This is a genomic window from Thiobacillus thiophilus, from assembly GCF_055378705.1.
The window spans coordinates 1,515,583-1,526,612 of the sequence record NZ_AP042404.1; the positions used below are offsets into that span (position 1 = coordinate 1,515,583).

At 65.3% G+C, this 11,030-nt stretch carries 13 protein-coding genes; all 13 read left to right on the forward strand.

The window, feature by feature from the left end; all coding sequences use genetic code 11:
- Positions 1-127 precede the first annotated feature (127 nt).
- The 13 genes from dksA (at position 128) to nrfD (ending at position 11,028) form a co-directional block, all read left to right on the forward strand.
- Positions 128-547 (forward strand): RNA polymerase-binding protein DksA, encoded by a 420-nt coding sequence (dksA, locus tag ACZ41T_RS07480; RefSeq protein WP_464923835.1) that lies wholly within the window; start codon positions 128-130, stop codon positions 545-547.
- Positions 548-567: 20 nt separating this feature from the next.
- A complete protein-coding gene (locus ACZ41T_RS07485; RefSeq protein ID WP_464923836.1) occupies positions 568-1,626 on the forward strand; it encodes a CobW family GTP-binding protein in 1,059 nt (352 codons plus the stop codon).
- On the forward strand, positions 1,623-1,859 hold the full coding sequence (gene yidD, locus ACZ41T_RS07490; RefSeq protein ID WP_464923837.1) for a membrane protein insertion efficiency factor YidD: 237 nt from the start codon (positions 1,623-1,625) through the stop codon (positions 1,857-1,859). Before ACZ41T_RS07485 ends, yidD begins: the two co-directional genes overlap by 4 nt.
- Positions 1,860-1,869: 10 nt before the next feature.
- A complete protein-coding gene (locus ACZ41T_RS07495) occupies positions 1,870-2,160 on the forward strand; it encodes a hypothetical protein (protein ID WP_464923838.1) in 291 nt (96 codons plus the stop codon).
- Between the two features lie 68 nt (positions 2,161-2,228).
- Positions 2,229-3,533: a coiled-coil domain-containing protein gene (locus tag ACZ41T_RS07500; RefSeq protein ID WP_464923839.1), complete on the forward strand. Its 1,305-nt coding sequence runs from the start codon at positions 2,229-2,231 to the stop codon at positions 3,531-3,533.
- A 10-nt stretch (positions 3,534-3,543) separates the two neighbouring features.
- Positions 3,544-4,473, forward strand: coding sequence for a metal ABC transporter substrate-binding protein (locus ACZ41T_RS07505; protein ID WP_464923840.1), 930 nt, complete (start codon positions 3,544-3,546; stop codon positions 4,471-4,473).
- Positions 4,470-5,237 (forward strand): metal ABC transporter permease, encoded by a 768-nt coding sequence (locus ACZ41T_RS07510; protein ID WP_464923841.1) that lies wholly within the window; start codon positions 4,470-4,472, stop codon positions 5,235-5,237. The genes ACZ41T_RS07505 and ACZ41T_RS07510 overlap by 4 nt, the downstream gene beginning before the upstream one ends.
- Before the next feature lie 39 nt (positions 5,238-5,276).
- Positions 5,277-6,395 (forward strand): STAS domain-containing protein, encoded by a 1,119-nt coding sequence (locus ACZ41T_RS07515; RefSeq protein WP_464923842.1) that lies wholly within the window; start codon positions 5,277-5,279, stop codon positions 6,393-6,395.
- A gap of 129 nt (positions 6,396-6,524) precedes the next feature.
- Positions 6,525-7,058 carry an ATP-dependent protease subunit HslV gene (hslV, locus tag ACZ41T_RS07520; protein ID WP_464923843.1) on the forward strand — a complete coding sequence of 178 codons (534 nt, stop codon included), beginning with the start codon at positions 6,525-6,527 and terminating at the stop codon, positions 7,056-7,058.
- Between the two features lie 74 nt (positions 7,059-7,132).
- A complete protein-coding gene (hslU, locus tag ACZ41T_RS07525; RefSeq protein ID WP_464923844.1) occupies positions 7,133-8,455 on the forward strand; it encodes an ATP-dependent protease ATPase subunit HslU in 1,323 nt (440 codons plus the stop codon).
- Positions 8,456-8,485: 30 nt separating this feature from the next.
- On the forward strand, positions 8,486-9,019 hold the full coding sequence (locus tag ACZ41T_RS07530; RefSeq protein ID WP_464923845.1) for a TIGR00645 family protein: 534 nt from the start codon (positions 8,486-8,488) through the stop codon (positions 9,017-9,019).
- A 180-nt stretch (positions 9,020-9,199) separates the two neighbouring features.
- Positions 9,200-9,940 carry a sulfate reduction electron transfer complex DsrMKJOP subunit DsrO gene (gene dsrO / locus ACZ41T_RS07535; protein ID WP_464923846.1) on the forward strand — a complete coding sequence of 247 codons (741 nt, stop codon included), beginning with the start codon at positions 9,200-9,202 and terminating at the stop codon, positions 9,938-9,940.
- Between the two features lie 2 nt (positions 9,941-9,942).
- Positions 9,943-11,028, forward strand: a complete 1,086-nt coding sequence (nrfD, locus tag ACZ41T_RS07540) for an NrfD/PsrC family molybdoenzyme membrane anchor subunit (protein WP_464923847.1) — start codon at positions 9,943-9,945, stop codon at positions 11,026-11,028.
- Positions 11,029-11,030: the final 2 nt, after the last annotated feature.

Sequence of the window (11,030 nt, forward strand, 5' to 3'; positions counted from 1 at the left end):
CGCAAGCCGGCAACCCGCGCCCAGACTGATGGGTTGCACCTTTGGCGTATGACGTTCAGACTGCGCCCCTCCGCACCGGCGTACCGGACGGTAAATTTGACTTCACTTCGACTCATGGAGCGACTCGATGCCCGCCTCATCCAAACCCCTCACCGAAGCCGATCTGCTGAAAATGCCGGCTGCCGCCTATATGAATGCAGCCCAGCTGGCGTTCTTTCGCAGCCGCCTCGAAGCCCTGCGCGACGAAATGCTCAGCAATGCCGCCAACACCGGCGCAACCCTCAAGGAAAACGAGAACTTTGCCGACCCCAACGACCGCGCCTCGATGGAAGAGGAGCACATGCTGGAGCAGCGCGTGCGCGACCGTGAGCGCAAGCAGCTGAAAAAAATCAATTCCGCCCTGAACCGCATCGACAGCGGCGAATATGGCTGGTGCGAGGAAACCGGCGATCCTATCGGCCTGCCGCGCCTGCTGGCACGTCCCACTGCCGAATACTCGATCGAGGCGCAGGAGCGCCACGAGATGATGGAAAAGCTGCGCGCCTGAATAGTGCGGAAGCGCCCAGGATGGATGCCCTGAAGGACGCCGACCCACTTCCCGTCACCCTGCTCACCGGCTTTCTGGGTAGCGGCAAGACCACGGTGCTGAACCACCTGGTGCGCACGCTGCCGCGCACCGCGATCCTGATGAACGAGTTCGGCGAAGTCGCGCTCGACCATCAGCTGCTGCAAAAAATGGAAGGCCCACTGGCGCTGCTCTCCGGCGGCTGCGTCTGCTGCACGATTTCGGGCAGCCTGTCGCCGACCCTGAAAAATCTGTGGATGGCGCGGCAGAAGGGCGACATCCCGCCATTCGAGCGCGTTGTCATCGAAACCACCGGCATCGCCGACCCGGCCCCGGTGCTCGACAACCTGCTGCACGACAACTGGGTGCGCGCGCGCTTCCGCCTCGACGGCGTAGTCACCACGGTCGACGCCCTGTTCGCCATGGGCCAACTGGACCGGCATTTCGAGGCGGTAAAGCAGGTCGCGGTGGCCGACCGGCTGCTGCTGACCAAGACCGATCTCGCATCCGCCGACAGCGTGGCCGCATTGCGCGAACGGCTGGCGACACTGAACCCGGCTGCCGATATCGTGACGGTGACGCACGGCGAGCTTGACTCTGCCGTGATCCGCAACCTCGGCCTGTGGAACGCCGAAACCCGTTCGCTCGAAGTGGCGCGCTGGCTGAAGCCGCAACGCTACCAGCCGGCCAGCGCGGGCAAGCTCGGCGGCAAGCCCCGTGCCGCATTGCACGATGCGCGCATCCAGGCCTTCTCGGTGGTCCTCGACGCCCCACTCGATCGCTACGGCCTGCAGTCGGCGCTTTCCATGCTCACTTCGTTCCGGGCCGAGAACCTGCTGCGTTTCAAGGCCATCGTCAACCTGCAGGGCGAAGAACAGCCCACGGTGCTGCACGGCGTGCAGCACGTGCTCTATCCGGAAGTGAAGCTCGACGCCTGGCCGGACGACGACCGCCGCAGCCGCTTCGTCTTCATCGTGCGCGACCTCGATCCGGAATTCGTCGCCAAACTGCTGGCCGATTTCTCCGGCGCGGCGCAAAACCCTGCCGCGACGCCGCCATGAATCTCGGACAAAAACTGCTTATCGGCGCGATCCGCGTGTACCAGCTGGTGCTCTCGCCCTGGCTCGGGCGGCAGTGCCGCTACCTGCCGACCTGCTCGGAATACGGCAAGGAAGCGATCGAAAAACACGGCGCACTCAAGGGCGGCTGGCTCGCCGTCAAGCGCATCGGCCGCTGCCGTCCCGGCTGCAGCCACGGCTACGACCCGGTGCCGCCGGTCGAGCCGCGTAAGTAAAATGTCGCCCATGTTGCCGCGTCGCCTGCTTCCCTGGCTGTTCGTACTGGTCCTGCTGTTCGGTCAGGCGGCGGCGTTCGCGCACGCGCTCAGCCATCTGGATGTGCACGACTCGGGGCTGCCCGACAAGGTCTGCGAAGTCTGCATCGCCCAGGCCAGCCTCGGCAGCGCCGCCCCGGCGACGGTGTTCAGCCTGCCCATCGAGCCTGCCCACCACATCGAGTTACCGGCCGGGATGCTGCCGCCCGCCGCCGTCTCGACCCACCACGCGCAAGCCCGCGCGCCGCCTGACGCCATCTGAAATCCGGACCTGAAGCCGGCTGCCGAGAGGCCTGCCGACCGCGTTCTCATTTTTGATGGAGTACCACCATGTTACGACCCGCCCTGCTGGCGGCCGCGGTGACGGCCGCCTTTCCGGTTCATGCCGACCCCCAACTCGACGCCCTGCGTGCTGAATTGCAGGAACTGAAAACCGCCTACGAGGCGCGCATCCAGGCGCTGGAAGCGCGGCTGCAAAAGACCGAAACCCAGACCGCCGAGGCCGCGATCAAGGCCGAACCTGCGCCCGTCCGTTCCAGATTCAACCCCGATGTCTCGTTCATCCTGCAAGGCAAGTACGCGCACCTGGAAGACCGTGCCGACCGCAGCATCACCGGCTTTTTACCCTCCGGCGCGGAGAGTCCGTCACGCGGGTTCTCGGTGGACGAAAGCGAACTGGTGCTGTCCGCCAGCATCGACCCCTGGTTCCGCGGCTACCTGAATGCCGTGTTGGCCGACGGAGAGGTCGGCGTCGAGGAAGCCTGGTTCCAGACCACGAGCCTGGGGCAGGGGCTGTCGGTCAAGGGCGGACGCTTCCGTTCCGGCATCGGCTACCAGAACGAACAGCACCCTCACGCCTGGGATTTCGCCACCAACAGCCTGGTTTACGAAGCCTTGTTCGGAGAAGGCTATGGGCAGGACGGCCTGCAAATGAAGTGGCTGGCGCCGACCGATACCTTCCTCGAATTCGGCGCGGAAGCCGGGCGCGGCGGCGCCTTCCCAAGCACCGAACGCGACAGCAATGGCTTCCCCAGCCTCGCGCTGTTCGGCCACGTCGGCGGCGACGTCGGCACGTCGAACAGCTGGCGCGCCGGATTGTCGTATCTGCACGCCAGGCCGCAGGAACGCGCCTTCGAAGGCCGCGACCTCGGCGACGGCGACGTGGACGGCGCTTTCTCAGGCAAGAGCCGCACCTGGCTCGCCGATTTCGTGTGGAAATGGGCACCGAACGGCAACACCACGCAGCAGAATTTCAAGTTCGCCGCCGAATATTTCCAGCGCCGCGAATCGGGCGAGTTGAACGGCGATATTTCCGGTCCCTATTCGGCCGACCAGTCGGGCGTCTACGCGCAAGGCGTCTATCAATTCATACCACACTGGCGCGTGGGCTACCGCTACGACCAGCTGTTCCGCGGCGACGTGATGTTCAATGGCGCAGATGCCGGGGCCACCCTGGCTTCGCTCGCCGATTACGACCCGCGCCGGCACAGCCTGATGCTCGACTACAGCCCGTCCGAATTCTCCCGCCTGCGCCTGCAATACTCGCGCGACGAAGCGCAGCAGGACATTGAGGAGAACCAGTTCTACGTGCAGTACATCTACAGCCTGGGCAGCCACGGCGCACACAAATTCTGAGGAGCGCAACATGAAAACATCTCTTTTCAAAGCCCCGTTCCTGCGTGGCCTGGTTGGCCTTCTGGGCGTTGCCGTCCTGGTGCCGGGCGCAGCGCACGCGGCACTGAAAGTCTTCGCCTGCGAACCCGAATGGGGGTCGCTGGCAAAGGAAATTGGCGGCGCGCAGGTCAGCGTCTATACCGCCACCACGGCCATGCAGGACCCGCACCACATCGAAGCGAGGCCCTCCCTCATCGCCCGTGCACGCAACGCCAACCTGCTGGTGTGCACCGGCGCCGAGCTGGAAATCGGCTGGCTGCCGGTCATCCTTGCCGAGTCGGGCAACGCGGCGATTCAAGCCGGCCAGCCGGGACAGTTCTTTGCTGCACAGTACGTGCCGCTGCTCGAAAAACCCGCCGTGCTCGATCGTTCGGCGGGCGACGTGCACGCCGACGGCAACCCGCACATCCAGACCGACCCGCGCAACATCGCGCGCGTCGGCGAGGCGCTCGCCCGCCGCATGGCCGAACTCGACCCTGCACAAGCGGCGACCTACCAGGCGCGCTGGAAGGATTTTTCGGCCCGCTGGCAGGCCGCCATCGCACGCTGGGAGCAGCAGGCCGCTCCGCTCCGGGGGGTGCCCGTCGTCGTGCAGCACAAGGGCTTCCCCTATCTGGAAAACTGGCTGGGGCTGAAGCAGGTGGCAGTGCTTGAACCCAAGCCCGGCGTCGAACCCTCGGTCGGCCATCTGGCACGGGTGGCCGCACAGCTGCAGGCCACGCCTGCCCGCGCCGTGCTGCGGGCGGCCTACCAGAGCCCGCGCCCGGCCGACTGGCTGTCGCAGCGCACCGGCATTCCGGCGCTGGCACTGCCCTACACCGTGGGCGGCAATGATCGGGCAAGCGACCTGTTCGGCCTGTTCGACGACACGATCGAGCAACTGCTGAAGGCAGCGCCATGAGCCTGACCGCGCTCGATCTGCTGCTGTGGCCGTTCATTGTCGGCCTGCTGGTGCTGGCGACCCACGTCCCGCTGGGGCGCCGGGTACTGGCACGCGGCATCATCTTCCTCGATCTGGCGGTGGCGCAGCTGGCCGTGCTCGGCGTGGTTGCGGCGCACGCGCTGGACCTCGCCGCCGACGGCTGGCCCACCCAGTTGGCAGCGGCCGCCGCCGCGCTGATCGGCGCGACGCTCCTGGCCGGATGCGAGCGGCGCTGGCCGCAGATCCAGGAAGCGCTGATCGGTTCCACCTTCGTTGTCGCCGCCAGCGCCGCGGTGCTGCTGCTGGCGGGCGACCCGCACGGCGGCGAGCACCTGGCCGAACTGCTCAGCGGGCAAATCCTGTGGGCGACGCCCGCGCAGGCGATCCGGATCGCCGCGCTGTACGGCGCCTTGCTGGCGTTCATGGCCTGGCGCGGCGAACGCCTTGGCGGGCTCGGCTTCTATCTTGCCTTCGCCCTGGCGATTACCGCGTCGGTGCAGCTGGTGGGGGTGTACCTGGTGTTCGCAAGCCTGATCCTGCCGGCGCTGGCGGTGCGCGGCCTGCCGTCGGGCAGCGGCCTGCGGGCCGGCTGGGCGATGGGCGCGCTGGCGTATGCGGCCGGACTGGCTGCGTCTGCCCGGCTCGACTGGCCGGCCGGACCCGCGATTGTCATTGCGCTCGCCGGGTTCGCCCTGCTCGCCGGCACGCTGCTGCGGCTTGCTGCAAGCAGGGGACAGCGCTAGTATCCATTACCGAACCTCTGACCAAAGCACGCATATTCCGTGGCCCTTCCGTTTTTCAGAAAAAGCAAAGACAAGACACCCGGCACCGCGCAAAAAATCGCGCCGGCGCCCCCTCACGCCATCGACACCCAGTCCACCGATAGCCTGTTCACCATGAACATGGGGGCCAGCGGCATCGTGGTGGAGGAGACCAGCGGCTCGCCGCAGTCCTTGGTGGACGAGGCCGCCATCCTCTATGCCAGTGGCCAGGCCGACACGGTCGAGCATTTATTGAAAGACATTCTGGCCAAGGGCGATCGCCGCGCCTGGCTCATGCTGTTCGATCTATACGGCATCCAGAACCGCGAAAAGGAATTCGAGCAACTGGCGCTGGATTACGCGATGCGCTTCGAGACTTCACCTCCCGTCTGGCAAAAAATAGGCGGCAACGGCGCGGCCAAACCCCAGCAAGCCCAAACGACCAGCCTGGAATTACCCGGCCTGCTCGATAAAAAAGCGACTGCCACCCTGCGCGAGGGCATCGCCGCCACCGCCAAGAATGCCGTGGTGCGAATCGACTTTTCGGGCATCGCGATGGTCGACGAATCAGGTGCAGACGAATGCACCCAAATCCTCGCCACCGCACGCAAAGCCAAGCGCAAGCTGCAGGTCAGCGGTGTCGACCGCCTGATTGCGCTGCTGCAGGACCTCAACCGTGCCACCCACAGCCGCGCGGTGCACTGGTTGCTGCTGCTGGAGCTTTACCAGACGCTCGGGCAGGAGGAAAACTTCGAAGACCTGGCGGTGGACTACGCCGTGCGCTTTGAAGTCTCGCCGCCGTCCTGGAGCGAGGTTCAAGCCGCCGAAGTGGTGCAGGCCGCACCTGCCGAGCCGCGCGACGATGCGCTGCGACTCTCCGGTGAAATCACGCCCGCCAACGACAACGCCCTGCAGCAGTTTGGCAGCTATGCCGCCACCCACAACGACGTGCTGGTCGACCTGACCCAGGTCACCCGCGTCGACTACGGCAGCGTCAGCCAGTTCATCAGCGTACTGATGCAGTGCCTGGGCAGCGGCAAGACCATCACCCTGCGCGGCCACAACGCGCTTATCCACGAACTTTTTCGCGTCATGGGCATCGATCAGCTGGCACAACTCGTCCCGCACCACCCGGACTGACACCGGGCTCCCCGATCGCGCAGGCGCCCCCCGATTTTGCGCAGGGCGCGACGGCGGGCAGGCAAGGCTGGGCAACCATCACCTTTACACCCTTCGCGGTCACTCCACTTTTTCAGGACAATCCCGCTCATGGAACAATATCGCGGTACCACCATTCTCTCCGTCCGCCGGGGCAATGAAGTCGCCCTCGGTGGCGACGGTCAGGTCACCCTCGGCAACATCGTCATCAAGGCCACCGCACGCAAGGTGCGCCGGCTCTATCAGGAAAAAGTCCTGGCCGGATTTGCCGGTGGCACCGCCGACGCCTTCACCCTGTTCGAGCGCTTCGAGGCCAAGCTCGACAAGCACTCCGGGCACCTGCTGAGGAGCGCAGTCGAACTCGCCAAGGACTGGCGCACCGACCGCATGCTGCGCCGCCTCGAAGCCATGCTGGTGGTGGCCGACCGCGAGTACTCGCTCATCATCACCGGCAACGGCGACGTGCTGGAACCCGAACTCGGCATCGCCGCCATCGGTTCCGGCGGCGCCTTTGCCCAGTCCGCAGCCCGCGCACTGCAGGAAAACACCGACCTGTCCCCGCTTGAAATCGTCAAAAAGAGCCTCACCATTGCGGGGGACATCTGCATTTATTCGAACCAGAATCATGTGATTGAAAGTCTGTGAGGGGTAAGGGGTAAAGCGTGAGGAAACCGCCCCCCTCCCCCTTCACCCCTAACGTCTCACCCCTCACCTCCTCCATGACTCCCAAAGAAATCGTCCACGAACTCGACAAACACATCGTCGGCCAGGCTGCCGCCAAGCACGCGGTCGCGGTCGCCCTGCGCAACCGCTGGCGGCGCCAGCAGGTCGATGAACCGCTGCGGCAGGAAATCACGCCGAAGAACATCCTGATGATCGGGCCGACCGGGGTCGGCAAGACCGAAATCGCGCGGCGACTGGCGCGGCTCGCCAACGCGCCCTTCATCAAGATCGAGGCGACCAAGTTCACCGAAGTCGGCTACGTCGGACGCGATGTCGACACCATCATCCGCGACCTGATGGAAACCGCGGTCAAGCAGATGCGCGAACAAGCCACGTCCAAGGTTCAGTTTCGCGCCGAAGAAGCCGCCGAAGATCGCATCCTCGACGCGCTGCTGCCGCCGCCGCGCAGCGTCGGCCTGGGCGAGTCAGAACCGCAGCGCGAGGAAGGCGCGGCGCGCCAGCGTTTCCGCAAGATGCTGCGCGAAGGGGAGCTCGACGACAAGGAAATCGAGATCGAGCTTGCGGCGGTCAGCCCCAGCATGGAAATCTTCACCCCGCCGGGAATGGAAGACCTGTCGCAGCAGCTGCAGGGCATGTTCCAGAACATCGGGCAAGGCCGCCGGCAGGCCCGCAAGCTGAAAGTGCGCGAGGCATTCAAACTGCTGACCGAGGAAGAGGCCGGACGGTTGATCAGCGACGAGGACACCAAGCAGCAGGCGCTCGAAGCGGTCGAGCAGAACGGGATTGTTTTCCTCGACGAGATCGACAAGGTCGCCACCCGCAGCGACGCACACGGCAGCGACGTCTCGCGCCAGGGCGTGCAGCGCGACCTGCTGCCGCTGATCGAGGGCACCACCGTCTCGACCAAGTACGGCATGGTGAAGACCGACCACATCCTGTTCATCGCCAGCGGCGCGTTCCATTTGTCGAAGCCGTCCGACCTCATCCCCGAACTGCAGGGCCGCCTGCCGATCCGCGTCGAACTGCAGGCACTGAACGTGGAAGACTTCGAACGCATCCTGACCGCCACCGACGCCTGCCTGACGCGCCAGTACGAAGCCCTGCTGGCGACCGAAGGGGTCACGCTCAAGTTTTCCGACGACGGCATCCGCCGCATCGCCGAGATTGCCTTCGAGGTGAACGAGCGCACCGAAAACATCGGCGCGCGCCGCCTGCATACCGTGATGGAAAAACTGCTGGAGGATATTTCCTTCGATGCCGGCAGCGTTACCGGCGACTACGTGATCGACGCCGACGTGGTCACCGCACGCCTGGCGGCGCTGGCCGCCAGCGAAGACCTGGCGCGCTACGTTCTCTAATTCCTCGTTCCCTGCCCCTAACCCCAGCAAATGAAATCCGAAGCCCTCTCGCCCATCGAAACCCGCGGCAAATTCCTCTCCACCATCCTGTTCGGCAGCCGCTGGCTGCAGGTGCCGCTTTATCTCGGCCTGATCGCCGCGCAAGTGGTCTACGTCATCCACTTCATGGTCGAACTCGAACACCTCGTCGCCGGCACCTTCAAGCTTGGAGAAGAGGCCATCATGCTTATCGTGCTGGGGTTGATCGACGTCGTGATGATCTCCAACCTGCTCATCATGGTGATCGTCGGCGGCTATGAAACCTTCGTTTCGCGCCTGCGGCTCGAAGGCCACCCCGACGAGCCCGAGTGGCTGTCGCACGTCAACGCCAACGTGCTGAAAGTCAAACTGGCCACCGCCATCATCGGCATCTCGTCCATCCACCTGCTGAAGACCTTCATCAACGCCCCCAACCTCACCGACAAGGTGCTGTTGTGGCAGACCGTCATCCACATGACCTTTGTCTTCTCGGCCATCTCGATCGCGTACATCGACAAGCTGATGCCGCATCCGGCGAAGCATTGAACGGCACCCGGCACGCCCCGCCGGCGCTCGACACAGATACGCCGGACGAGCCGGCCAGTTGCGCGAATGTTTCAAACGGCTTCTAAGGAAAACTACCTAGTGGGATAGAGAATCTACCCACTGGTGGAATGGTCTTGGTGCGCTTACTCTGCAAGTGCACGCTCGATAAGGAGTTCGACCATGTCCGACGATACGCTTTCCCCATCCCGCCGCGCCTTTCTACAGGCGTTACCGGCGATCACCGCCGGCGTGGCGCTACCCATGAACAGCGCCCGTGCCGCCGAAAGCAAACACCACTGGGCGATGCTGGTGGATGTGCGCAAGTGCATCGGCTGCCAGGCCTGCACCGTCAGTTGCATCATGGAAAACGCGGTACCCGAAAACAGTTTCCGCACCATCGTTTCCACCTACGTCGTGCAGCAGGAAACCGACGGCCAGACCACTGCGGGCACCTACATGCTGCCGCGCCTCTGCAACCATTGCGACAATCCGCCTTGCGTGCCGGTCTGCCCGGTGGGCGCCACCTTCAAGCGCGACGATGGCATCGTGGTGGTGGATGGCGACCGCTGCGTGGGCTGCGCCTACTGCGTCCAGGCCTGCCCGTACGACGCCCGTTTCATCAACCACGATACGAACAAAGCCGACAAGTGCACCTTCTGCGCGCACCGGGTCGACGCCGGCCTGCTGCCAGCCTGCGTCGAAACCTGCGTCGGCGGCGCACGCATCTTCGGCGACCTGAACGACCCTAAAGGCGAACTGCGGCGCAGGCTGGACGCCGCCAAAAGCGCGGATGCCATCAAGGTGCTCAAGCCCGAATCCGGCACCCGCCCCAACGTTTTTTACATCGGTCTCGATCCCCGTTTCCAGGGGCGCGTCGAGGGCCAGGCGGCCATGTGGCAGCCGAATGAGCACGGAGGTTGATCATGAGCCCATCCATTGTCGAAATTGTAAACGTGTCCCGCGAAGTCGCGTGGCTGCCCTGGGCCGTGCAATATTTTTTCCTGATCGGTCTGTCCGTGGGCAGCTTTCTGCTCACCCTGCCCTGGTTCGTGCTGCGCCGGCCCGCCTGGGAACGGGCCAGCCGCGTCGCCCTGCTGGGCGCGCTGACCTGTGGCCTCACCGCACCCGTGGCCCTGCTCGCCGACCTGCATCAACCCGGCCGCTTCCTCAACTTCTACCTGCATCCCAATCTCGACTCCTGGATGGCCTGGGGCGCCTTCTTCATCCCGCTCTATCTGGGGGGGCTGGTGCTCTACACCTGGCTGGTGCTGCGCCCGGACCTGAAGCGCCTGGCCGACGCCGGCGGACGCTGGGCGGGCGCCTACCGGGCGTTTGCCTACGGCGGCCACGACAGCCTGGGGGCGATCCGCATCGCCGCCGTGCTGGCCCTGGCCGGCGCCGCCCTGGTGGCGCTCTACACCGGCATGGAGGTGATGGTGGTCAGCGCCCGGCCCCTCTGGAACACGCCCTTGCTGCCGGTGCAGTTCTTCGTCACCGCGGTGGCCGGCGCCATCGGCTTGGTGCTGGTGCTGGACCGTTTCGTCGGCGACGGCCGCGCGGCGGTGGAGGCGCCGCTGCTGCGCCTGCTGGCAATGACCCAGCTGCTGGTGCTGGCGGTGGGCGCCGCCTGGCTGCTGCTCGGAATAAGCGGCCTGTCCCCGCAACACGCGGAAGCACTGGCGCAAGTAGCGCCCTCGGCCGCCTGGCAAATCACCGCGGTGTGGGCCGCCGGCAGCGCACTGGCCACGCTCTGGCTCGCCGTCCGGCATCCGGAATGGCGGCTGGCAGCGGGCCTGATCGCCCTGCACAGCGCCTGGATGATGCGCTGGACGGTATTCATCGGCGGCCAGGAAATTCCCAAAACCGGTGCCGGCTACTACGTGTACTCCCTGCCCCTGGGGCACGACGGGATGCTCGGCATCGTCGGTACCGCCGGCCTGTGGATCGCTGTCCTGATCCTGCTTATCTCAGTACTGCCCTGGGCCGGCCAGCGCCGCGCCCCAGCCTAAGG